The organism is Gemmiger sp. An120 (assembly GCF_002160955.1).
Taxonomy (GTDB): Bacteria; Bacillota; Clostridia; order Oscillospirales; family Ruminococcaceae; genus Gemmiger_A; species Gemmiger_A avium.
Genome location: NZ_NFLN01000015.1, coordinates 1 through 23963, shown reverse-complemented (window position 1 = coordinate 23963; position 23963 = coordinate 1). Strand labels below are relative to the sequence as shown.

24 protein-coding genes are annotated in these 23963 nt (G+C 57.1%); 11 read left to right on the top strand and 13 right to left on the bottom strand.

Annotated features, from left to right (window positions below; translation table 11 throughout):
• Positions 1 to 21: 21 nt before the first annotated feature.
• From B5E65_RS11850 to B5E65_RS11840, 3 genes are all read right to left on the bottom strand, one after another.
• Positions 22 to 717 (bottom strand): hypothetical protein, encoded by a 696-nt coding sequence (locus B5E65_RS11850; RefSeq protein ID WP_087171981.1) that lies wholly within the window; start codon positions 715 to 717, stop codon positions 22 to 24.
• Between the two features lie 14 nt (positions 718 to 731).
• Entirely contained in the window at positions 732 to 1742 is a 1011-nt protein-coding gene (locus tag B5E65_RS11845) for a winged helix-turn-helix domain-containing protein (protein WP_158098589.1), read from the bottom strand.
• Positions 1743 to 2029: 287 nt separating this feature from the next.
• On the bottom strand, positions 2030 to 2884 hold the full coding sequence (locus B5E65_RS11840) for an AraC family transcriptional regulator (protein ID WP_087171979.1): 855 nt from the start codon (positions 2882 to 2884) through the stop codon (positions 2030 to 2032).
• Between the two features lie 116 nt (positions 2885 to 3000).
• On the opposite strand from B5E65_RS11840, the gene B5E65_RS11835 reads away from it, so the two are divergent.
• The 4 genes from B5E65_RS11835 to B5E65_RS11820 are packed head-to-tail and all read left to right on the top strand — an operon-like array spanning position 3001 to position 7352.
• The gene (locus B5E65_RS11835; protein WP_087171978.1) at positions 3001 to 3690 is read left to right on the top strand and encodes a class II aldolase/adducin family protein; all 690 of its coding nucleotides are present in this window, start codon (positions 3001 to 3003) and stop codon (positions 3688 to 3690) included.
• A 5-nt stretch (positions 3691 to 3695) separates the two neighbouring features.
• Positions 3696 to 4130 (top strand): L-fucose mutarotase, encoded by a 435-nt coding sequence (fucU, locus tag B5E65_RS11830; protein ID WP_087171977.1) that lies wholly within the window; start codon positions 3696 to 3698, stop codon positions 4128 to 4130.
• Complete coding sequence (locus tag B5E65_RS11825; RefSeq protein WP_087171976.1) at positions 4127 to 5554, top strand: rhamnulokinase; 1428 nt, start codon at positions 4127 to 4129, stop codon at positions 5552 to 5554. Before fucU ends, B5E65_RS11825 begins: the two co-directional genes overlap by 4 nt.
• A 13-nt stretch (positions 5555 to 5567) precedes the next feature.
• Complete coding sequence (locus tag B5E65_RS11820) at positions 5568 to 7352, top strand: L-fucose isomerase (protein ID WP_087171975.1); 1785 nt, start codon at positions 5568 to 5570, stop codon at positions 7350 to 7352.
• Positions 7353 to 7415: 63 nt separating this feature from the next.
• On the opposite strand, the gene B5E65_RS11815 is transcribed toward B5E65_RS11820, so the two are convergent.
• Positions 7416 to 8678 carry a helix-turn-helix domain-containing protein gene (locus tag B5E65_RS11815; RefSeq protein WP_158098588.1) on the bottom strand — a complete coding sequence of 421 codons (1263 nt, stop codon included), beginning with the start codon at positions 8676 to 8678 and terminating at the stop codon, positions 7416 to 7418.
• 171 nt (positions 8679 to 8849) lie between these two features.
• Between B5E65_RS11815 and B5E65_RS11810 the strand changes: the two genes are divergently transcribed.
• The 7 genes from B5E65_RS11810 to B5E65_RS11780 all read left to right on the top strand — a co-directional run bounded on the left by B5E65_RS11810 (position 8850) and on the right by B5E65_RS11780 (position 16622).
• The gene (locus B5E65_RS11810; protein ID WP_087171973.1) at positions 8850 to 9488 is read left to right on the top strand and encodes a corrinoid protein; all 639 of its coding nucleotides are present in this window, start codon (positions 8850 to 8852) and stop codon (positions 9486 to 9488) included.
• Between the two features lie 150 nt (positions 9489 to 9638).
• A complete protein-coding gene (locus tag B5E65_RS11805; RefSeq protein ID WP_087171972.1) occupies positions 9639 to 10994 on the top strand; it encodes a uroporphyrinogen decarboxylase family protein in 1356 nt (451 codons plus the stop codon).
• Positions 10995 to 11045: 51 nt separating this feature from the next.
• Positions 11046 to 11951 (top strand): CobW family GTP-binding protein, encoded by a 906-nt coding sequence (locus B5E65_RS11800; RefSeq protein WP_143403019.1) that lies wholly within the window; start codon positions 11046 to 11048, stop codon positions 11949 to 11951.
• Positions 11948 to 12904, top strand: a complete 957-nt coding sequence (locus B5E65_RS11795; RefSeq protein ID WP_087171970.1) for a radical SAM protein — start codon at positions 11948 to 11950, stop codon at positions 12902 to 12904. The genes B5E65_RS11800 and B5E65_RS11795 overlap by 4 nt, the downstream gene beginning before the upstream one ends.
• 4 nt (positions 12905 to 12908) lie before the next feature.
• Complete coding sequence (locus B5E65_RS11790) at positions 12909 to 13457, top strand: DUF2284 domain-containing protein (RefSeq protein ID WP_087171969.1); 549 nt, start codon at positions 12909 to 12911, stop codon at positions 13455 to 13457.
• A gap of 15 nt (positions 13458 to 13472) precedes the next feature.
• Positions 13473 to 14963 carry an ASKHA domain-containing protein gene (locus B5E65_RS11785; RefSeq protein WP_087171968.1) on the top strand — a complete coding sequence of 497 codons (1491 nt, stop codon included), beginning with the start codon at positions 13473 to 13475 and terminating at the stop codon, positions 14961 to 14963.
• 318 nt (positions 14964 to 15281) lie between these two features.
• Complete coding sequence (locus B5E65_RS11780; protein WP_164488812.1) at positions 15282 to 16622, top strand: hemolysin family protein; 1341 nt, start codon at positions 15282 to 15284, stop codon at positions 16620 to 16622.
• 115 nt (positions 16623 to 16737) lie between these two features.
• On the opposite strand, the gene B5E65_RS11775 is transcribed toward B5E65_RS11780, so the two are convergent.
• The 9 genes from B5E65_RS11775 to B5E65_RS16075 all read right to left on the bottom strand — a co-directional run.
• Entirely contained in the window at positions 16738 to 17310 is a 573-nt protein-coding gene (locus B5E65_RS11775) for a hypothetical protein (protein WP_087171966.1), read from the bottom strand.
• Positions 17307 to 17516 (bottom strand): 4Fe-4S dicluster domain-containing protein, encoded by a 210-nt coding sequence (locus tag B5E65_RS11770; RefSeq protein WP_087171965.1) that lies wholly within the window; start codon positions 17514 to 17516, stop codon positions 17307 to 17309. The genes B5E65_RS11775 and B5E65_RS11770 overlap by 4 nt, the downstream gene beginning before the upstream one ends.
• A 34-nt stretch (positions 17517 to 17550) precedes the next feature.
• Complete coding sequence (locus B5E65_RS11765) at positions 17551 to 17943, bottom strand: hypothetical protein (RefSeq protein WP_087171964.1); 393 nt, start codon at positions 17941 to 17943, stop codon at positions 17551 to 17553.
• Positions 17944 to 18034: 91 nt separating this feature from the next.
• Positions 18035 to 18454 (bottom strand): hypothetical protein, encoded by a 420-nt coding sequence (locus tag B5E65_RS11760; RefSeq protein ID WP_087171963.1) that lies wholly within the window; start codon positions 18452 to 18454, stop codon positions 18035 to 18037.
• Between the two features lie 190 nt (positions 18455 to 18644).
• Positions 18645 to 19226 (bottom strand): hypothetical protein, encoded by a 582-nt coding sequence (locus tag B5E65_RS11755; protein ID WP_087171962.1) that lies wholly within the window; start codon positions 19224 to 19226, stop codon positions 18645 to 18647.
• 24 nt (positions 19227 to 19250) lie between these two features.
• Positions 19251 to 19670 (bottom strand): hypothetical protein, encoded by a 420-nt coding sequence (locus tag B5E65_RS11750; protein WP_087171961.1) that lies wholly within the window; start codon positions 19668 to 19670, stop codon positions 19251 to 19253.
• Between the two features lie 53 nt (positions 19671 to 19723).
• Positions 19724 to 20770: a DUF5050 domain-containing protein gene (locus B5E65_RS11745; RefSeq protein ID WP_087171960.1), complete on the bottom strand. Its 1047-nt coding sequence runs from the start codon at positions 20768 to 20770 to the stop codon at positions 19724 to 19726.
• 233 nt (positions 20771 to 21003) lie between these two features.
• Entirely contained in the window at positions 21004 to 23562 is a 2559-nt protein-coding gene (locus B5E65_RS11740; protein WP_087171959.1) for an RNA polymerase sigma factor, read from the bottom strand.
• 282 nt (positions 23563 to 23844) lie between these two features.
• Positions 23845 to 23963: 1,3-beta-galactosyl-N-acetylhexosamine phosphorylase C-terminal domain-containing protein (locus B5E65_RS16075; RefSeq protein ID WP_143403018.1), on the bottom strand; the 119-nt coding region annotated here is incomplete at its 5' end.

Genomic DNA, 23963 nt, shown 5'->3' with positions numbered 1-23963 from the left:
CGTTCACACGGATGCTCCGGATTAAATGGCCTCCACGGCTTCACGGAAAGCGGCGGTGGCAGCGCGGACCTGGTCGGCGGTGGGCTCTTTGCCCATAACGATCGCACCAATCATAACGGCCTTGCAGCCGGCCTCGTACAGATGCCGCACTTCAGAGGTCTTGATCTTGCGCTGGGTGGGGATCAGGCAGGGTTTGCCGGTCTTGTCGGCAATGTCGCTGTACCGCAGGATATCTGCGTAGCACAGCGGGGTGCCGTAGTTTTCGCCCGGCTGGACCGAGCACTCCAGCACGTCCATGGCCGAATGGCGCACCGCGTCCAGCGTATTCTGGTTGTAGGTGTAATCAATGGCCACCATCTTGGTCAGCTTCTTGCTTTCCATCATGAAGCAGGGCAGGTGATGGCTGTAGGAGCTGAAGAATTTCAGGCCCATCTCTTCCAGTTCCAGCCGCTCTTCGTTGGTGATGAAGGCATCCTCACCGCCGGGCACCAGACCTACCGGTACATCCCCTGCCATCTGGATCAGCTGCCGCAGGAATTCCCGGTTTTCCGCGTAGGTGCCGAAGGTATGGCCGCTGGCGCGGTGCCATACGTTGCAGTGCACCTTGACCGCCTGCGCACCGCCTTCCAGCGCGGCTTTTGCCATCTCCAGATTATTGGAGGGAAGGCTCACCACAAGGGTGAATTTGTTCGTTTCGATCAGGTTCTTGAACTCCATAGTATCCTCCTTTTTTATTGGGCGGCCAGTATCTCCGCTCGGATCCGTTGGGCGAACACTCCTTTCCAGTGCTGCGGCTGCTTTGTACGCAGCAGCTGGATATGGGGCATTCTATCTTTCGCCAGAATTTCTCCCAGCCGGGTCTCCAGCCGGCGGACTGCATCCGCCTCTTCCAATCCGGAGAGAAAAACGGTGTTAAGGGAAAACATCATGCACAGCAGTGCAATGACATTGCAGGCGTGGGCGGGAAGATCGGCCCACGGGCGCTCTTTCTCCTGCGGCTCGGGGGTATACAGGGGCGTCCCCAGCAGTTTGACCGCATCTTTGTAAAAATCCTTCCGCAGAGGAACCGCACGCCCCTCTACCGTGACGCTTACCACCACGCTGGAGCCTACGCTTACGTGGGCGCTGTTGCGCTTCGCGGGGTCGGGACGTTCCGCCAGGGCCTGTTTTACGGTATAGCTTTGAGAAAACTCTTCCACCACCGGTACCCGCAGCTGAGAGGTCAGCGCCTCTTTCAGGGTGATGTTGGCAGAGGCGATGCCGGTGGAGTACATTACGTGGAAGTCGCTTTCCCGCATATCCTCCTGAAACAGCAGGCCGATGCCCGCCAGCGGCAGTTTGCCGGCGCAGCTGGTATGAATGGCCTCCACAATAGTTTCAAACAGTTCATTGCCCGCCAGATATTCCTGTGCCAAGACGCTGGTGACCAGGGGGCGCAGCGCCATATCAAAAATGGTCATGCTGCTCTCTTTACGGCCGATTTCCACCACGGCCACAGCGCCGAATCCCGCGTTGATGGTCAGGCCGGTGCGGCTGCGCCCGGCGGTGGTGGTGTGGCTGCCGCTTTCGGTGAGGATCCCCTCCCCGATCAGTTCCGCCACCAGGGTGGACACTGTGCTGGGCGACAGTTCTGTACGCTGTGCGATCTCCACCCGGGACAGGCCATCGTTTTCCAGGATTGTCTGGATGATGACCTGGCGGTTGCGCCGCTTCACATCCTGCAAGCCCCGTTTACGAATCATATGGTTAAACCTCTCGTTTCTTCTCTCTTGGCGGCTTATTTCGAACTCCGAACCCGTTATTTCGGACTCCGAATTAAGCAACTTCATAGTATCCCTGTTCACAGGATTTCGCAATAGTTTTTGGGTGTTTTCTCTGATTTTACCATGATTTGAAGAAAGTATATGTGCAAGTTTACTCTACGCTTTTTGAGCACATTTCTCAGGTTGTTCTGTTTTTAAAACAAAAATCCGGAAGCGGACAGGCGAGGCACCTGCCGGGGCTTCCGGATTTTGCATGTAACTTATTTTTATGTCCCGTATGCCCGGCGGAACTCGCCGGGCGTTTTTCCTTTAAACCGGCGGAACATCCGGTCAAAGTAGCCTGCATCCCCAAAGCCGCAGGCCAACGCTACATCGGTGATGCTGTCCTGCGAAGCGCAGAGCATTTCGGCCGCGCACTCCACCCGGTAATAGAGCAGATAGTCAATGGGGGTGCGGCCGGTCAGCTGGCGGAAAACACGGCAGAAATATTTGGGCGACAGGCCTGCCTGCCGGGACAGGTCCTCCAGCGTGAGGGGTTCCGAATACTGGGTGTGAATCAGCCGCAGGGCATTCTTTATCCCCTGCGTGCGCTTGATATCCCGCGGGGATTCCGCCTCTGCCGGGCGGTAGAGGTGCCGGGCCAGCATCTCCCCCAGAAACTGCCACAGCAAGCCGGTCGTGGTGAATTCGTAGCCGGCTTTTTCGGTTTCCATTGCTTCAAATAGCGCGCTGATCAGTTCGGCAGCCTGTGTTCCGGCCGGGAAATGTCCTTCCAGGCGCGCGCCGGTTTCCCGCAGACGGGTCAGCCGCTGCCCGCAGACGCTGGCCCCCGGCAAAAAGCGTTCCAGATCGAATACGACGCATTCATATATACAGTCCTCCGGGGTACCGCCGTGGATTGATCCGTCTGCAATCAGGGCGCAGTCCCCCGGCCCCAGATCGCACGGCTGCCCGTCCACCGACAAATGCAGCTGCCCGTGCAGCACCAGGATCAGCTCATGCTCCATATGCCAATGAAAGGGCATCTCATAGCGGGGATGGGTGGGATCTACATAATAAAGTTCAATGGGAAAGTCAAAGGTGCCGCGCACGGCCCGTTCATGGCTGGCAAGATAACGCATACTCGTTTCCTCAAAAAGTGAATATCCTTCAATTTAATCTGATTATACATCAAGACAACCGACTGTACAAGCAGATATACTTCTAATCAGATAGCAACGAAAGGAGTGTCCCCCTGATGGACATCAATCTGATTAAAGAGCAGATCTGCGACGTCTGCCACAAAACCTGGCAGCTGGGCTGGGTAGCGGCCAACGACGGCAACGTATCCGCCCGGCTGGAAGACGGCACCTTCCTGTGCACCCCCACCGGCATGAGCAAGAGCTTCATCACCCCGGAAAAGCTGCTGCGCATCAACGACAAGGGGGAGGTTCTGGAAGGCGCCGAGGGTCTGCGCCCCTCCAGCGAGATCAAGATGCATCTGCGCTGCTACGCCAAGCGCCCCGACGTGTGGAGCGTCATCCATGCTCATCCCCCCGGTGCTACCGGGTTTGCCGTAGCCCACAAGGCAATGGATATGTACAACATGATCGAGGATGTGGCGGTGATCGGCAGCGTGCCCCTGACCCCCTACGGCACCCCCAGCACCAGCGAAGTGCCCGACGCCATTGAGCCCTATCTGGAAGAGCACGATGTGATGCTGCTGGAAAACCACGGCGCACTGGCGGTGGGCAGCGACGTGATCACGGCGTTTTACCGGATGGAGAGCCTGGAACTGTGGGCCAAGATCACCATCAATGCGGTGATTCTGGGCGGCAGCATCGACATCAGCCAGGAAAACATCCAGAAACTGATTGATCTGCGGGGCTTCTACCGGGTCACCGGCCGGCACCCCGGCTACAAGAAGTTTGATAACGGATTGAGGTAATCATCATGCTGAAAGGAGTTCCCGCTATCCTGTCCCCCGCTCTGCTCAAGGTACTGTGCGAGATGGGCCACGGCGACGAGATCGTGATTGCCGACGGCAATTTTCCGGCTGAAAACATGGGCAAAGATGCCATTGTTATCCGCGCCGACGGCCACGGTGTACCGGAAATTCTGGACGCGGTGCTGCGGATGATTCCGCTGGATCAGTATGTGGAGCAGCCCGCCGCCCTGATGCAGGTGGTTCCCGGCGACTCTTGCGTACCAGGGATCTGGGACACCTACCGCACCTTGCTGAACAAAAACGGCGAGGATCCCCAAAACGTTGAAATGATGGAGCGCTTTGCCTTTTATGAGCGCGCAAAAAAGGCCTATGCCATTGTGGCCACCGGAGAAACCGCCATCTACGCGAACATCCTGCTGAAAAAAGGGGTGGTGGAATGAAGCGGGTACTGGCCTTTGACTTCGGCGCGTCCAGCGGCCGGGCCATCCTGGCGGAATATGAGAACGGACACCTTACCTATAAAGAAGTTCACCGCTTTGAGAACTGCCCCCGGGAGCGGGACGGGCATTTCCGCTGGGATTTTGCCGACCTGATGGCCAATGTGCATCAGGGAATTGAAAAAGCGGGTGCGTTTGACAGCATCGGGTTTGATACCTGGGGCGTGGACTTTGGCCTGCTGGACGAGGACGGCAAGCTGCTGGGCGACCCGGTGCACTACCGGGACAGCCGCACCGAGGGCATGGTGGAAAAAGCGATGGCCCGGATGGATGCGGATGCCCTGTATGCCGCCACCGGCAGCCAGATTATGGCCATCAACACCCTGTTCCAGCTGCTGGCGGTGCAGGAGCAGGACGCAGAAACCTGGGAAAAAGCCCGCCGCCTGCTGTTTATGCCGGATCTGTTCGCTCACGCCCTGTGCGGGGCGGATGTGTGCGAAACCACCATTGCCTCCACCAGCCAGATGCTGGATGCCCGCACCGGCGCCTGGAACCGGGATGTGCTGCAGTCCTTTGCGATTCCGGAGCACCTGTTTGCCCCCCGGGTGAACAGCGGCACGGCGGTGGGTGAATACCAGGGCGCCAAGGTGATCGCGGTGGCCGGGCACGACACCCAATGCGCGGTAGCCGCCATGCCGGCACCGGATGCGAACGCCGCGTTCCTGTCCTGCGGTACCTGGAGTTTGCTGGGATGCGAGTTGGACAATCCGATCCTGACACAGCGCAGTCGGCTGGACGCATTGTCCAATGAGCAAGGAGCCAATGGTAAGATCAACTATCTGAAAAACATCGTGGGTCTGTGGCTGATTCAGGAGAGCCGCCGCCAGTGGCGGCGGGAGGGGCAGGAATACTCCTACGCCCAGCTGGAGCAGCTGGCCCTGGCCGCCGAACCTCTGCGCAGCTTCATCGATCCGGACGACCCGCTGTTCACCCCGCCGGGGGATATTCCCGGCCGGGTGCGGGAATTCTGCCGCCGTACCGGCCAGCCGGTGCCGGAAACCGTGGGCCAGGTGATGCGCTGCATCTGCGAAAGCCTGGCGCTGAAATACCGCTTCGCGCTGGAACAGCTGAGCCGGGCCACCGGAAAACAATTTTCCGTTCTGCACGTGCTGGGCGGCGGCGCCAAGGACGGGCTGCTCTGCCGCATGACGGCTGACTGTGCCGGTATCCCGGTGATTGCCGGGCCGGTGGAAGCCACCGCGCTGGGCAATATTCTCATCCAGCTGGTGGCGCTGGGCGAATTGCCGGACATCGCCGCCGGCCGCGCCCTTATCGCCGCCACAGAACCTGTAAAGCGCTTTGCTCCCGGTGATCGCAACGATTGGGACAAGGCTTATGAAACCTATACCACCATCTTATCCGAATAAGGAGGGAACCAAGATGCTGTGCCCGAAAATTGGTATCCGGCCCACCATCGACGGCCGTTGGGGCGGCGTGCGGGAGAGCCTGGAGGAGCAGACCATGGCTATGGCCCGCAACGCCAAGGCCCTGATTGAGGAAAACCTGCGCTATCCCGACGGCACCCCGGTGCAGTGCGTCATCGCAGACACCACCATCGGCGGCGGTGCGGAGGCCGCTGCCTGCGCTGACAAGTTCACCACTGAGAACGTGGTGGCCACCCTGACCGTTACCCGCTGCTGGTGCTACGGCAGCGAGACCTTTGACATGGACCCCCGCACCATCAAGGCGGTATGGGGATTCAACGGCACCGAGCGCCCGGGCGCGGTGTATCTGGCCGCTGTTCTGGCCGCCCACGCCCAGAAAGGTCTGCCCGCTTTCTCCATCTACGGCCATGATGTGCAGGAGGCCGCTGACACCAGCGTGCCTGCCGACGCGGCCGAGAAGATTCTGCGGTTTGCCCGCTGCGCCGTGGCAGTTGGCTGGATGAAGAACAAGGCCTATGTGAATCTGGGCGGCGTGGCCATGGGCATCGCGGGCAGCTACTGCGACGCGGCCATGTTCCAGAAATACTTTGGCATCCGGCCCGAGTGGGTGGATATGACCGAGATCATCCGCCGCATCACCCTGGAGATCTACGACCACGAAGAATACGACCGGGCTCTGGCCTGGGTCAAGGCCAACTGCAAGGAGGGCTTTGACTGCAACGCCGGCAAGAACCTGCCCGAGGTCATCACCAAATCCAAGGTGGTGCCCGCCGACAAGGACTGGGAGTTCATCACCAAGATGACCATGGTCATGCGGGATATCCTGTACGGCAACCCGAAGCTGGACGAGATGGGCTGGCACGAGGAGGCGCTGGGCAAAAACGCGGTGGCCGGCGGTTTCCAGGGGCAGCGCAACTGGACCGACTGGCTGCCCAACGCGGACTTTACCGAAGCCATCATGGCCAGCACCTTTGACTGGAACGGCCCGAAGCGCCCCACCCCCTTTGCCACCGAGAACGACACCCTCAACGGCGTGGCCATGATGCTGGGCACTCTGGTATCCGGCACCGCGCCCTGCTTCCATGATGTGCGCACCTACTGGAGCCCGGAGGCCTGCGAGCGGGTGACCGGCCACAAGCCCACCGGCGTGGCAAAGGATGGCTTTATCCACCTGATCAACTCCGGCGCCACCGCGCTGGACGGCAGCGGCGCTGCCACCAACGACCAGGGCGAACACGTGATGAAGCCCTTCTGGGAGATGACCGACAAGGACGTGAATGCCTGCCTGGCCGCCACTGACTGGTGCCGTGCCAACTACGAATATTTCCGGGGCGGCGGATTCTCCAGCCACTTCCGCTGTGCCGCCGAGATGCCGGTTACCATGCTGCGGGTGAACATCGTGGAGGGTGTGGGCCCTGTGCTGCAGCTGGCCGAGGGCTGGACCGCCCACCTGCCCGACGAGGTACACACCCCCATCGACAAGCGCACCGATCCCACCTGGCCCACCACCTGGTTTGTGCCCCGCCTGACCGGCAAGGGCGCGTTCAAGGATGTATACAGCGTGATGGCCAACTGGGGCGCCAACCACGGCGTGACGGTATACGGCCATGTGGGTGCCGATCTGGTGACCCTGGCCTCCATGCTGCGCATCCCCGTGGCGCTGCACAACCTGCCGGAGGACAAGGTCTACCGGCCTCACGCCTGGGCGGCATTCGGCACCCAGGACACCGAAGCCGCCGACTTTGCTGCCTGCAAACATTACGGCCCGCTGTACCGGTAATGCACTGACAAATAAAATCCCTGCCCTTGGTTCGGCTGAACCCGGGGCAGGGATTTTCTGTTTTCAGGTGCTGTATGGTGTGTCCGCATGGGCCAGCAGGCGGTATTTGACCGGGGTCACGCCGGTAATCCGGCGAAACACTTTGGTAAAATAGCTCTGGTCGTCAAAGCCCACCGCGTTGGCCACGTCGGCCACCCGCAGGTCGTTGTATTTCAGCAGGCTTTTGGCCTTGTTGATGCGCACCGCGTTGAGATAATCGTTGAAGCTGTTTCCGGTTTCCCTGGTAAAAATCCGGCTCAGGTAGGACGGCGACAGATACACCATCTCCGCCAGCTGATTCAGCGTGACCTTTTCATAATAGTGCACCTCGATGTACTGCATACACAGGTGCAGGGCATGGGCATGCCGCACGTCGGAATACTGGAAGATGCTGTCCATCAGATGGTTGACGCTCTCGGTCAAAAACAGGCACATTTCGTCAATGCTCCGTGCGGTGCTGATCTGGATGCGGTTCTGGTGGCACAGCTGCAGAGTAGCCCCTGCGTCGGCGCCCGCGTCAATGGCGGCGCGGCCGGTCAGGGACAGCAATTCACACACGCGGGATTTGACCTGTTCCAGATCCCGGCCGGAGGAGAACAGAATATGCCCCAGCAGTTCGTTCAGCAGTTTCTGCGCGGCGGCCTTGTCCGACTGAAGAATACTTTTCAGGAAAAGCTTTTCGGTGGCAAGGGGATACGGCGGAGGCAGCACCTCCTGTTTCAGCTGCAGGATATAGCTGGAAATCTGCCCCTGGATCGCGTCGGCGGACTGGGTCTCCAGCAGGCGGTTGGAGGCAGATACCTTGTTCATGAATCCCACCGCCATGAACAGCAGGGTGGACAGATGGTTCACCTTGCTGGTGGTCAGTACCGGCACCCAGCGCAGTTCATCGGTGATTTTTTCCCGGATCTCCGGCGGAAAGGCAACCAGCTCACAGTCCGCATAATCGTCCTTTTCCACCATCAGGAACGGGCCCGCCGTGATCCGGGCACAGCTGCCCACGTCCCCTACAATCGGGGAAATAAAGCAGGTCAGCCCCATGGGGCAGTAATAGATGTACTTGCCGCCGAACCGTTCCGCTTCCGCCATGCTGTAGTTCTGCGCGTCCACACATTGGGCGTGAGACTGATTGGCCAGGCGGCAGATGCGGCAGCCCGCACAGCTGTACCCGTAATCCGCCAGCTGATTGCCTTCTTTGTCGGATACAATGCATCCCAGATCGGTAGCTCCTGCAAAGGCCTGGGCACACTCCTTGGCAAGGGTCAGATTGAAATCTTCCTTTTTCATATTCCTATGCAGCCCCTTTTGGACAAGCATTCTTTTGAGCAAAATAATACCAAAACAGGCAAAGAAATACAAGCCTTTTCCACAGGGATGTGCTATTCTAGCAATATAGAAAGACCGTGACGCGACGGTTGGGCATTTACAAAACAGCAAATATGTAAGGAGAATGGAACTATGAACGTACTGACCGAAATTTCCGAAAATCTGCAGCGCGGCAAAGCCAAGGTTGTCAAGGAACTGGTTCAGCAGGCCATTGATCAGGGTATCCCTGTACAGCAGATCCTGGACGAGGGTCTTCTGGCCGGCATGAGCGTGATCGGTGAGAAGTTCAAGAACAACGAGGTCTTTGTGCCGGAAGTTCTGGTTGCGGCCCGCGCCATGAACATGGGCGCCGCCCTGCTGAAGCCCCTGATGGCTGAGGCCGGTGTGGAAGCGGCCGGCAAGGTGTGCATCGGCACCGTCAAGGGCGACCTGCATGACATCGGCAAGAACCTGGTCAAGATGATGATGGAGGGCAAGGGCCTGGAAGTTATCGACCTGGGCACCGACGTGGCCCCCGAGACCTACGTACAGACCGCCATCGATCAGGGCTGCCAGATCATCTGCTGCTCTGCCCTGCTGACCACCACCATGGGCATGATGGAAGAGGTTGTGAAGAAGGCCGGCGAGGCCGGTATCCGCGACAAGGTCAAGATCATGGTGGGCGGCGCCCCCGTTACCCAGACCTTCTGCGACCAGATCGGCGCTGACTGCTACACCCCTGACGCCGCTTCTGCTGCCGATGCTGCTGTGTCGATGTGCCAGACCGCGTAAGTAACCTGCAATAAAAAAGCTCCGCTCTCGCCGACGCCTGTGCAAAAGATGTACGGCTGAGAACAAAGCTTATTACAAATTTGAGTATATTCTCTGCGGGCGGCCTTGTCAAGCGGCCCCGCATACGATTAAATAGTGGAGGTTTTTACCATGACTCCGAAGGAACTTCTGTTTGCTACCCTGCGCCATGAAGCCACCCCCCGCGCCCCGTGGGTTCCCTTCTCCGGCGTTCACTCCGGTTTTCTGACCGGCGCCGATGCCACCAAGGTTCTGACCGATGAGGATGCGCTGGTGGAAGCGCTTCTGGCGGTGAACCGTCTGTACAAGCCCGATGGTCAGCCGGTTGTGTTTGACCTGCAGCTGGAGGCCGAAATCCTGGGCTGTGATCTGGTGTGGGCTAAGGACGGCCCGCCCAGCGTGGCCAGCCATCCCCTGGCCGACACCATGACCGTTCCCTGCCGCTGCACCCTGCCCACCGCCGAAAAGGGCCGTCTGCCCATGGTGCTGAACGCCATGCGCCGCATGAAGAAGGAAGTGGGCGACACCACCGCCCTGTACGGCCTGATCTGCGGCCCCTTCACCCTGGCTTCTCACCTGCGCGGCAATGACCTGTTCATGGACATGTACGACGATGAGGAGTATGTGCAGCAGCTGCTGGCGTTCTGCACCGACTGCGGCAAGCGCATGAGCGATCTGTTCATCGAAGCCGGCATGGACGTGATCGCTGTGGTAGACCCGCTGGTTTCCCAGATCTCCAGCACCCATTTTGAGGACTTCCTCTCCGGGCCTTACACCGAGTTGTTCGATCACATCCGCAGCAAGGGCGTGTTCTCCTCCTTCTTTGTCTGCGGCGACGCGACCCGCAACATCGAAGTGATGTGCCAGACCGGCCCGGACTCCATCTCGGTGGACGAGAACGTGGACATCATCGCGGCCAAAGCCATCACCGACAAGTACAACGTGGTCATCGGCGGCAACATCCCCCTGACCTCCGTTATGCTGCATGGCACCCAGCAGGACAACATGAAGTATGTGGTGGATCTGCTGGCTCAGCTGCCGGAGTATCGCAACTTCATCGTAGCCCCCGGCTGCGACATGCCCTACGCGGTGCCGGTGGAGAACGCCATCGGTGCGGCTCAGGCTGCCCTGGAGACCGAGAGCGTGCGCAAGATGGTGGAAAATTATGTGTCCGCTTCCTTTGATATTGACGTGGAGCTGCCGGATTACGAGCATCTGCCCCGCCCGCTGATGGAGGTCTTTACTCTGGACAGCGCCACCTGCGCCGCCTGCACCTACATGCTGGGCGCTGCTGTGGTGGCCAAGGAGCATTTTGGTGATGCCATCGATATGGTGGAGTACAAGTTCACCGAAAAAGAGAACATTGCCCGCTGCAAAAAGATGGGTGTCAAGAACCTGCCCAGCATCTACATCAACGGCAAACTGAAGTTCGCCTCCATCATTCCCAGCAAGGAAGAGCTGGAGAAAGCCATTCAGGAAGTACTGTAAATCAACTTGTGCCGCGAGGATTTCTCGCGGCACTTTCTGAAAGGGTCCGCCATGGAACTGTATCTGATCACCGGATTTTTGGGTGCGGGTAAAACCACCTTTCTGCGGGAATTTGTCCGCCAGTTTGCGGGCAAGCGCCTGCGGCTCATCATCAATGAATTCGGCAAGGCCGGTGTGGACGGAGCGCTGCTTCGGGATGTGAACGCCGTGATGGCCGAGATCACCAACGGCTCGATCTTCTGCGCCTGCCGCCTGGACAAGTTTGAGGAAGAACTGCACCGCTGCATTGCCGACGCGCCGGATGTGGTGATTGTGGAGGCCTCCGGGCTTTCGGATCCCACCAGCGTGCAGACCGTGCTGGGGCGGGAGGAGTTTTCCGCCATTCAGTACCGGGGCAGCGTGTGCCTGGTGGACACGCCCCGGCTGGAGCGGGTGCTGCATACCGCCCGGGTATGTCCGAAACAGCTGATGGTGAGCAGTCTGGTATTGCTGAACAAGACCGACCTGGCCAGTGAAGAACAGGTTCACGCGGCCGCGGCAGCCGTGCGGGAGCGCAATCCCGAAGCGGTGGTGCGCACCACGCAGTTTGGCGCGTTTGATCCCGCCTGGATGCGGAACATCCACCCGCTGGGCGGCACCGATATGACCGGGCAGCCGGACATTCAGCTGCAGAAGCAGCTGATTGAACTGGATCCTGTCATGACGGTGGAACAGCTGACCGGCGCGCTGCGCCTGATTGTCGAGGACAGCTGGCGCATCAAAGGGTTTGCCCGGCTGGAAGGCCGCTGCCTGCTGGTGGATTGTGTGGGCCCGGCTGTACGTATTAGTGACACAAATATTGAGACGGAACAGGAAAACCGGCTGGTGCTGCTGGCCGGGCCGGGTATGCCGCTGCGCCGCGCAGTCAAGCAGGCGATCCAGTGGTACCCGGGCCTGATCCGGGAGGTTTGGGAATGATCGAATCCATTTTAGAGCGCTTTGCCCAGGGCGAAGATCTGACAAAAGAAGATCTGTGCACGCTGCTGCGCGTGCCGGTGGGCAGCCGCGACTACTACAATCTTCTGGCCGAGGCCAACGGCTACTCCCGCAAGGCGTTCGAGGGAAAAGGCCTGCTGTTCGGGCAGATCGGGCTGGATATCCAGCCCTGCCGCATCAACTGCAAGTTCTGCAGCCTGGCGGCGGATTTTCTGAAAGGCTGCACGCCTTTTATCCGCGATCTGGACGACACGGTGCAGCTGGCGAAGCAGCTGGCTGACGCCGGCGTGCGGGATGTATTCCTGATGACCACGGCGGAGTTCTCCCAGGAGCGTTATCTGGACTACGGGCGCGCCGTGCGGGCGGTTCTGCCGGACGATGTGCGTCTGGTAGCCAATGTGGGCGACTTTGATGAGGCTTACGCCCTCCGGCTGCGGGATGCGGGCTTTACCGGTGTATACCACATCTGCCGTCTGGGCGAAGGGGTGGATACCGGCGCATCGGTGGAGACGCGGGTGCGTACCCTGGACGCGGTCAAGGCGGCCGGGCTGGAACTCTACTATTGCGTGGAGCCTATCGGCCCTGAGCACACCGACGAGCAGCTGGCGGACGAAATGCTGCGGCCCCGCCAGTACCCGGTAGGGGTTATGGCCGTGATGAAGCGCACCGCTGTGCCCGGCACACCGCTGGCGCCGCGTGGCGAGATCAGCGCGGCACGTCTGGCCCAGATCTGCGCTGCCGCTACCCTGGCCATGCGTCCGAAGCGGGCCATGTGCGTGCATGAGCCGGATGAGCTGTGCCTGATGGCGGGGGCCAATCAGCTGTATGCGGAATGCGGGGCCAATCCCCGTGATACCGAAGCCGAAACGAGCAAGGGCCGCGGATTCTCCGTGGAGGATGCCCGTGCAATGCTGCGAAAGGCAGAATGGAGCTGAAAGCATGAAAAGCGAAACGGAATTGGTACAGACCCTGTTGGATTGGGGCGCCTATCGGGCGGGTGTTGTCCCGGTGGCAAATATTGAATTTGAGCCGGAATTCCGTAAAATGTGCGAGTCCAACGCTTGCGGGATGTACGGCAAAAGCTGGATGTGCCCGCCCTGCGTGGGCCCGGTGGACGAGCTGATTGCCCGGGCAAAAGGCTATCGCTGGGCGCTTGTATACCAGACGGTGGACAATCTGGAAGACAGCTATGATTTTGAAGGCATGATGGCTGCCGGACAGCGGATGAACGAACTGACCCAGCGGGTGCGCGCGGAACTGGCGGACGAATTCGGGCCGGATGCGCTGCATCTGGGGGCAGGCGGCTGCCGCCTGTGCCCGGTCTGCGCCAAGCGGGAGGACAAGCCCTGCCGCTTCCCTGACAAGGCGCTGGCGTCGCTGGAAGCCTATGGCATGAACGTCTCCCGCCTGGCCGAGTTGGCCGGCATGAAGTACATCAACGGGCAGGACACCGTGACCTATTTTGGCGCGGTGCTGTTCGGCCGCTGAAAGTGAGGAATATCCATGGCAGTTGTGACGATCAACAGGGCCCCCTGCAACGCAGAGCCGGGAACGCTTCTGAGCGATGTGGTAAGCCCGCACATCCACCTGGAGACCCCCTGCGGGCGGCTGGGCCGGTGCGGCAAATGCCGTGTGGTGGCTCATGGCGAACTGAGTGAGCCTTCCGCGGAAGAAACCAAACTTCTTACCGCCGATGAGCTGGCGCAGGGTGTGCGTCTTGCCTGCTGCACCCGTGTACTGGGGGATTGCCAGGTTACCGCCGGAAACGAGGCCCAGGCCCATGTGCTGGGCAGCGAGCAGGCACTGACCGCCCGCGCTCCCCTGTTCTCTCACTGGGGGGCGGCCATTGATATCGGCACCACCACCCTGGCCACCTGCCTGTACGACAAGAACGGCACGCTGCTGGCACAGGCAGGCTGTATGAATCCGCAGTCCCGCTGGGGCGCGGACGTCATCACCCGCGTTGGCGCAGCGCTGAACGGAGAATCCGAGGCACTGGCCCAGAGCATCCGCGGCAAGCTGGACGAACTGCTGGGAGAGATGGCGCAAAAGGCCGGGATTCCCGCTGAACAAATCGACGCCGTGGTGATTACCGGCAATACAGCCATGCTGTATCTGCTGACCGGAACAAATCCGGACTGCCTGTCCCATGCGCCGTTTGAGGCCGACCGGCTGTTTGGCGAAACCCTGCGCGGTGAGCAGCTGGGGCTGCGCTGCGCCAACGCGGCGGTGTATCTGCCCCGCTGCTTCTCCGCCTTTGTGGGTGCGGACACCGCCACAGCCCTGCTGGCCAGCGGTATTACCCACGGAACCGGCACACGGGTAATGGCGGACATCGGCACCAACGGTGAAATCGTGCTGTGGGATCAGGGAACGCTGCTTTGCTGTTCCACAGCGGCGGGCCCCGCCTTTGAGGGTGCGGGCCTGACCATGGGCATGGCCGGACGGGACGGCGCTGTAGACCACGTTACCGTAGAAAACGGCGAGCTGAAAGCCCATGTGCTGGGCGGCGGCGAGGCGGCAGGCATCTGCGGCAGCGGTGTTGTGGATGCGCTGGCCTGTCTGCTGGAAACCGAGCAGATGGATGAGACCGGTTTCCTGGATCCGGAACCGGCGGTGATCTGCGGCAAGGTAACGCTGGCCCAGAAGGATGTGCGGGCGGTTCAGCTGGCCAAGAGCGCTGTGGCGGCCGGAATTACCACCCTGCTGGAAACCGCCGGCAAAAAGCCGGAACAGGTGGAAGAACTGGCGGTGGCCGGTGGTTTTGGCAGCTATCTGGACGTGAACAGCGCGGGCCGCATCGGGCTGATCCCCGAAAAGCTGGTGCCGCGGGTGCGGGTGCTGGGCAACGCGGCGCTGCAGGGTGCGGCGATGCTGCTGCTGGATCAAACGCTGGTGGCCGCCTGCGAGGAACAGACGCTGCAGGGCAAGACGGTGGATTTGACCTCCAGCCCGCTGTTCCTGCAGGCGTACACAGACGGTATGTTTTTCTGACATTTTCCTCATACTCTGTTTTTTCGTATGCAGCCGGGGCATCTTCAGGCCCCGGCTGCATTTTGCGCTGTACCGCTTTTATCACTGTTGACGGCAACGCATTTCTCTGCTAAGATAGTATCCAACAAGATGAAAGGAGACTGTTTGCAACTTATGGACGACGGTGACAGTAACGCCCCCGCCAATTCTTTCTCTTGCCGGTACAAACTGAAGAAAAAACAGACAAGACATAGCCTGCGTTTACGTGAGTAGCGTGACAGGCTGTGTCTTTTTGTGTTTTTCAGCCGGTGTCCGGCAAGTAATAAGGAGGAATTACCCTTGAACGATTCACTTATTTTCATGATCCTGCTGCAGGTTTTTCTGATTCTGCTTAATGCGGTTTTTGCCAGTGCCGAGATTGCGGTAATCTCTATCAACGATGCCAAACTGGCAAAGATGGCCGCTGCCGGCGACAAACGTGCTATACGGTTGGCGCGCTTAACCAGCCAGCCTGCCCGCTTTCTGGCCACAATCCAGGTTGCCATTACTCTATCCGGTTTTCTGGGAAGCGCTTTTGCGGCCGAAAACTTTTCAGACGGTTTGGTGGACTGGCTGTTAGGCCTGGGCGTACAGATACCTGCTGCTACGCTGGACGCTGTTGCGGTAGTGATCATCACCCTGATTTTGTCTTACTTTACCCTGATTTTCGGAGAACTTGTGCCCAAGCGGGTAGCCATGCGTAAAGCCGAAGTTCTGGCCCTTGGAATCTCTGGCCTGATCTCCGCCATTGCCGGACTGTTTGCCCCTGTCGTTTGGTTTCTGACCGCCTCCACCAACACAGTTCTGCGCTTGCTGGGTATTGATCCTGATGCGGAAGACGAGGCGGTCAGCGAGGAAGAAATCCGCATGATGGTGGATGTAGGATCACAAAAAGGCACCATCGACCGGGAAGAAAAACAGTTCATCCAAAACGTGTTTGAATTCGATGATCGGACAGCCGGACAGATCGCTACCCATCGCACTGAGCTTACCATTCTGTGGACGGACGAAAGTATGGACGAATGGGCTGCTACCATACATAACAGTCGGTTCACCCACTATCCGGTGTGTGGTGAATCGGCTGACGATGTAGTGGGCATTCTCAATGCCAAAGATTATTTCCGCCTGCCCGAAAAAAGCCGGGAAATGGTAATGAAACAGGCCGTAAAACCTGCTTATTTTGTACCGGACAGTGTTCGTGCGGATGTGTTGTTCCGCAACATGCGAAACGGCAGTCATCCTCTGGCGGTGGTACTGGATGAGCACGGCGGCATGACCGGCATCGTAACGATCAACGATCTTGTAGAACAGCTGGTAGGCGATCTGGGCGAAGAACGCAGCGGAACCTGCCCTGTTCCGTCGGTTGAAGCCGAAGGGGGCGGCGCCTGGCGGATTCGGGGAGATGCTTCACTGGAAGAAGTCGCCCGAACGCTGGGCATATCACTTCCCTGCGACGAGTTTGACACCTTCAACGGCCTTGTATTCAGCGCTTTACCCACAATTCCCCGGGATGGTTCTACCGCAGAAGTGGAAACCGCCGGACTGCGGATCCGGATTACCGAAATCCGCAATCATCAGGTAGAAAGCGCTTTGGTAACCCGTAAAGAACAGCCGGCAGAAGCTGTACAGCCGCACAATTAAGCCGATTCACCATGCTATATTCTTCTGCATGGTTTTCGGCATAGCAAAGCCCCCATCGAACCGATCGCTTCCGGTTGATGGGGGCTTTCCTTTTATATGCAGCCTGGAAATCAGGTCAGGAGTTGTTTTTTGCTTTGCAGATCAGCTGAGTCATGGTGCCCATGGGGCAGTAGACGCACCAGCTGCGGGGCTTGAACAGAACCATGGTGATCAGACCCAGCACGGTGGATGTGAGCATGACGCTGTAAAAGCCAAAGGCAAACTGCGCCACGCCCGGATGGAACAGAGTGCCGTGGTAGGCCCAGTTCCAGGGCAGTTTGAAGGTCCACAGCAGGGTGACCACCTGGCGGAGATCCTGCGCCCCGGCGAACACCAGCCAGGTGTTCCAGAGCATCAAAAAGAACATGGCGAAGAAAAAGGCCAGGAATCCATACCGGAATGCCTTGCTTTTCATCCAGCCGGGGATATCCTTTTTGCGGGAAAGGCCAAAGCGTCCGCCCAGCATCCCGAACAGCTGGCCGCGACCGCAGTAGCGGTTGCAGTAGCCCTTATTGCCGCCAGCCACAGCGATGATCAGCGGGATGAAGAAGCACAGCAATCCCAGCCAGGCAAACAGGATATTGAAGAAGCCCAGTACCAGATACAGGGCCGAAACGATCCACAGATAATCGTACCACCGTTTTTTCATGCCTGCACCTCCCGGATTTCAATCACGCTGGCCGGGCATTCCCGGGCGCACCGCCCACAGCCCACGCACTTGCTTTCGTTTACCCGGGCCGTCACGCCCCGGACAACCTCAATCGCCTGCAGCGGGCACACCTTTACGCAGCATCCGCAGGCAATGCAGGCCGGGCGGTCCACCACGGCCTTACGCCGTCTTTTTTCCGTATTCATAAGATACCTCCCTGGTCAGAATGGCACTATAATACTATAAAAGAAACGGGCGGCACCGTGACAAGGTCACAGTAGCCGCCCGTTTCTTTTTATGTTTCGCTTGCCGGAAGCAGGCGAACGGTAACCCGAAAAGAACCGTCTTCCCAATCGGAACCACCTTCGCCGGTATCGGTGTATTCGTGAATAAAGGAATACTCTTCCCCACCCGCAGAACAACCGCTTTCTCTCCGTTATCAAAACCATATCCGTGGCCCAGATCGCACAGCACCTTCATGCCGGTTGTGCTGCCGGCGGTATCCCGCTCCCAGGATACAAACGTGAGGTGGGCATTCCTTAGATATTGCAGCGGCAGATCCATGCGGAAGGGTTCCGTCATTTGTATACGAAACGGACAGCCGGTTTGATCGGTCAGGTTTTCTGTACACATCGTTCTCTCTCCTTATGCGCCCAAAAGGCGCATTTTTCATTTTAAAAGAAACGACGCAGCGCTTTCTTTCTGAACTTTTCCAGCACACTTCTCATCTCCAGAAGGTCATTGTGGGGATCCGTTTTCGCCAGCATGGCACAGGCAGCCAGCCCCATTTCGGCGTATTCCGCTGCTTTGGGTTTGTTCTTCTCATGGCCAGATAAAGTTCACTTACAAAGACACAGGCCGAAATCTCGATCTGCCAGGCAGGATTGCTTTGCGTGCGTTTTGCCATATCCGCGGCAAGACAGGCCGATTGCGCGCCATAGAATTCCGCTTCCGATGTATTCCCCTCTTCGGATGCAATCAGTGCCATATACAAATAGCACTCCGCATACACGATGGTTACTTCCGCTTCGGATGGCTTGTATTCCTTCTTGTTGGTCAGCAGGTCAATGGCTTTTTTGAGGGCTGCCTTCGCTTTTTCCGGCTGCCCGTTCTGATACCAGTAGACGCCCAGCATATCCAGCATTTCAACGCAACAGTTCTTTTATATCCTAAACAATCGCTTTTTTGCTGATGTTGGTTCTTTTCCTGTAAGAATGTAAAAGAGACAGGCTTTCCGAAAAGGTAGCCTGTCTCCTTTTATGTTCCGGGCTGTTTCGAATGAATCAATACGCAGCTTCTTAATTCACCTTCACTGACATTCGAAATGGATGAACTCAATAAAGGGAAAAGCCCTTGTAGTTTTCGCCTTCGACATCTGATGCGTAGAATGTTACTGTCTCACCGTTAGGTCCATAATAATCCACATGATCACCGTAAACGCCCTGTTTGCGCCAGGTAGCCCGCCCGTTGTTGGTGTCATAAATGGTGTCGGGCATGGATTCCAGGGACGAACTCACGGTTTCGCCGCTGTCCATAGGCGCATGTGTGATAATTGAAAAAACCAGACGCCAAGCGAATCCGCATGCGATCATACAGGCTGCAAAAGGCAAGGTCACCCGTTGAACCGTGGTTTCGCATCGGCTGAAGATGATCAGTGCGGTGTACAACAGGCAGATAACCGCAAAGAACAACGAACCGGCGATGTCTCCGAAAGAAAGACTTGCTTCGTGTCCCACAAGCCCCTTGATCAGGCCCGCTACCAGCACAACCAACTGCACAACCCCGATCAAAACGATATATGAGCCGCCCACACCGATAATTCCTGCCCATTTGCGCCGCAAATCTTTGTAACCAATGGTGCCCGCAAGGCACAGCACCAAGATAAACGTACATACGATTCCAACAACTAAATCCATGATAAAACGCTTCTTTTTCTCACATTATTCTTCGCTGATATGAACGTTGTATTGATTGCCCTGCCTGTCCTTCGCAGTTGCAAATGTACCATCCCCATTGATGGAAACAGCTGTCAGTCCTTGTTGGGCCAGTTTTGTGCGAATCGCTTCCTCCCGAGCCCGCTGCGCACGTTCCTTTTCCGCCAAGTTATCCAGCGCTCCGCCAATAAACGCATCCGTCTGTTCGCCGATTTTCAGATACATTTCCTTTTCCGCTTTTTCCTCATCACTGTCTGCAATGATGAGGCGAGCAAACAAACTCCCGAACGGCAGATGGGAGCTAAACTTCATGTTGTCATTCCAAAACCGACGGAAGAACTTATTCTTGCGCGCCAGCTTTCTGAACGAAATCAGCAAACCTATTACAAGAACAACAAATAAAACCATTCCAACTTCATAACCCATTTTTATGACACTTCCTTTTGATTCAATTTTCCTGCGCTTTCAGGCAAGCGCTGTTATTTCCCCAATTTTCCCATGGACGTAACTTCTTCAAAGTTGCTGCCATCTGTGTTGATCCAATACCAGAGTTTGTTGTCAGGGTTCAGCATATAAATTTTATCTCCCAAAGCATGAACGTGGGAAAAGGTTCCAGGTATAATCTCTTCTTCCCCGGTGCCATCCAAATTCGATCGGTATAAGCCTTCTTGGTATACTGCATAATAGAGTTTGTCATCCAGAAGAGCAAAACCGTACTTATCAGTCATTTCTGTAGATTCGGAACCGTTCAACTTGTATCGGTGCGAGGATGTATACAGCCAGTCATCATGAATCACATACTCATAACTCTCCATTTCCTCGCCCACAGCCACTGCTTCGTTCTGTGCCCCATCCGTGCTGACACGCCAAAGAGAGCGGTTCCGGATGTAATAAAGCCAATCTCCATCCAGAAGCAAATGATGTCCTTCTTCCGCCAGATATGTTTCCGAAGTACCGTCTGTTTTGATTTTATAAATTCCACCCGGGTCATTTTTGGTGGCACGTGCTGCAAAATAGATCCATCCATCATCGACAATGGAGTAGTTACAATAGCGCTCGCTTAAAACTTCCACCTCAGAACCATCCACCGGTATCCTACTCAACTTAGACTCGTAGTTGCAAAAATAGAAGTAGCCGTCATAAAGGTTGAGCCACCACGGGTTCATCTCTGATTTGACCAGTTCCAGCTTGTCTCCGTTTACAGAACGTTTCATCAAATCATAACCTTTTCCGGTGGGGCCGCCTATATTGCTCCGGAAATAGATCCATTCCCCGTCTGTGACCGCATAACCACCACTGTTGGTGAGGTTTCCCAGCCCGTTGTCTGCGCTAGCGGAGACATTGGAGGTAGCCTTGTCTTCCTCTTTGTCAGATGTCGCCGAGGAGTCTGCGGCTTCTGAAACAGAGCTGCTGCCATCGGACGAATTTCCCGCGGAAGAAGCAGTTTTTTCAGCATCTCCGCACCCTGCCAGAGCTGCCGCCACAAAAGAAACGGCCAGAATTAGTGATAAAATTTTGAGTTTCATATTTATCCTTCCTTCTTTATGTGTTTACAGGCGGCTGCGCATCCCGCCCGGTACCGTCCCAATTCAACAAGCGCTCCTTTCCCGGGATTGGTCCGCACAGACACATACTGATATTGGTACATTTACTAATTGCGCCTTTTTTCGAAAAAGGAGACAGCCTTCAAAAAAGTTTTAAAATTTTTCAAAAAACAAAAAAGCCCGGCTTCCCGAAAGGTCAGGAAGCCGGGTTTGCATCATTCAGGGATCGTTACGGGGATCTCCATCGGGTGGTTCCAGCGGTAGAACTGCTCGGTAAATCGCAGTTCTGTACGTTGGAGACCGGTAAAATATCGCAGGGTCAGGCCGGTTTGCTGCATACCGGCTGTGCCAAAATCATATTGGAAAGAAAACGCGTCGTTGAAAAGCGCGTTTCCCAGCTGGAGGTTTGTATGCAGCAGCGTAAGTTCCGCATCGGGATTCTGGAACGACAGGGCGAACTGAGCCTGCTGGGGAAGTTCCTCCCGCTGTTCCAGGCCGCCGTCTTCCCAGGCAATCGCCAGTACGCGGGTATCGTACATCGGCTGGCCGGTTTCATCCATTCCGGTAACAGGGAACTCTGTCATTTGTTCAAGCCCTGCGGCGGAATCCAGACAGATTATGCTGCCAAGAGCGGTCCTCGCCTGGGCGTTTTCCGAAAGAAGTTCGCCTGCTGTCTGGGGCAGCGTCACCGACAGCCGGGCGTCCTGTGCGGCGGTAAGGTACAGATAGGGGATGTGCAGCGTGTATTCCCCTGCCGGAAGATCGCCAAAATCCCAGTCGCTGGCATCGCTGGTTCGGGAGGGACGGTAACTGCCCGGATATTCTGTGCCGTCCGGGGCCGTCAGGATGATCGGTTCTTCCACCGCGTCTACCGGCAACGCCGTGCGGGTGATGTCGGGAGAAATCTGCGCGTCCGAATGGGTGTTCAGTGGCTTCAGCGCCAGGACGATCCGGTCGTTTACCCGCCGCGGCGTTGCCTCTATGCCGCCGAAACTCCCGGTTTGGGAGAAAGAAGGGTGCTCCGGTTCCGGCTCCACCTCCATAGGGATAGAAAACGGATGGTTCCAGCGGTAGCAAAGCCCGTTTTCCGAAAATTCCAGCGTCAGCTGATCGGTTTTCTTGCTGGTGCCAAATAAAACGCCGGAGAACAGACTATAGGCGTCTCCTGTTTTTGTATCTGTTTGTTCTGTGCGCAGGATGGTCCCGGCGGTATCGTTTGCTTCTATCGCTTTTACCGAAACCGGAGCTGCCGCCAGCAGGCGTTCCGGGTCATCCCCCTGCCAGGCCACATCCATCTTCCACCAGGAGTAGCCGGAATATAGTTCCGCCGGGAACAGGATACCGTCGGTCAACAGAGCCGCAGTATCTGCAACCGGCGCCATTTCCCGCAGTGTTAAACGGCCGCCCGGAAGCGCGATTGCCTGTTCTTTACTGCCTGTAAGGGGAATTTCCAGTGAAAACTGCCCATGGGAGACGGGATACTGGTACACATAGGGAATCTCCAGCGTATAGCTGCCCGGCTGAGCCGGACCGAAGTACCAGTCCAAATATGAATCCCCGCTGAAAGGAGAATACTCAGCGGGTTCTCCGGTCAGCACGGTTCCGTCTTCATACGTTGCGGTAATGGGGATCTGCTCACCGCCGTATTCTTTCCACACGCCTTCATTCAGGAAGAAACAGGTATGGAAATCACCGCTGTTCAACGGGTAGACAGAAACCACCAGTTCCCCGTTTTCCAGGCGTGGAATGGCCAAAAGCCCGCCATCCTGTTCGGTCAGTGCATAAAACCCGTCGTTCCCCAGTTCTGTTTCTTCGGGAGTCTGCTGCAGCAGCAGCGGGATTTCTGTACCGTCGCAGTGCAGAACAAGGTTCCAGCTTTCCCCTGCTTCATCCGGCAGCGCAGTTTGTGCCGTCAGCCGGATGGACTGGTATTCCGCTGTTTTTTCACGGATATGATAGCTGATGGCCGGCGCTTCTGTCAGCCCCTCCAGGGTGAATTCCAGTTCTCCATTCTGTACGGTAAACAAATCCCCGCCGTAAACTTTCAGGTCAACTACCAGCAGATCGTTCTGCCAGTACGCATCTTCCAGTTGAATCTCGTAGCGGTCGCCCTGCCCCATCTGCGGCTCGTCCAAAAGATAGGTGGCCGCATCGGCATTAAAGTTGACACCATACCCGGGAACCAAGCCGAAATAGCGCAGAACCAGGTACCCGCAGGCTGCCAGCAGAGCCGCCAGCGCCGCAATAACCAGACCAATGGTAAGGTATTTGCGCAGTTTTACCAGACTGCGCTGGTGCCGTTTTTTTACCGTTTCATAGGGCAATCCCAAGGATTGCGCAATCTGCATGGCCGTCATGCCCTGGAAATATTTCAGCTGCAGGATCTGCGCATCCACAGGATCCAGCTGTGCCATGGCCGTCAAAAGTTCTTCACGGTCCAGAAAGTCCTCGGCCGGGTCCGGTATATCCGGATCGGACAGGGCGGTCCTGCAAGCGGACTGCCGCTGCTCTTTCTGGTAGCAATGGATGGCGGTTCTCCGGGCAATAGCGGCCAGATATCCCTTTATGGTGCCCTTTTGAGGGTCAAATCGTTCCCTGTGCAGATAAAACTCAGAAAATGTCTCGTTAACACAATCCTTGACATCTTCCTCATTGCTGACATACTCCCGACAGATCTTCCATAAAAGTCCGCTGTATGTTTCAATCAAAACTGCCATTGCATTTTCCGGTTCGGTGTCCAGCAGCGCAAGCAGTTGCTGGTCTGTGCAGGGCATGATGTTCCCTCCTGTCCGTATTGTCCTTATATGGGCAAATGCGGCCTCCAGTTTTGCTTCATTATAGCATTCACAGAAACAGCAAAAAAGGCAGGCAGCAGATTGTGCCGGGATGCGGGATTATTTGGCCGATCGCTGCCATTCAAAGCCGGAGAAATGGTTGATTGGCTTCGCATATTTCTTCAAATAAAAATTCCCGCCCGGCTCCTGGCAGGAATCAGGCGGGAGTTTTTATGCAGTTTTATTGGCCATTCTGAAAACGCCAAGTAGGCTTTCTGGCTATCAGATCTCGTACCAGCGGATCTCGTTGGCTTCCATGTCCAGATCGAAGCTGGAGCCGTCGCCCTTGTAGACGGTGGTGTGCTGCGGCTCGTAGGTGTTGTTGACCACGCAGTACTTGC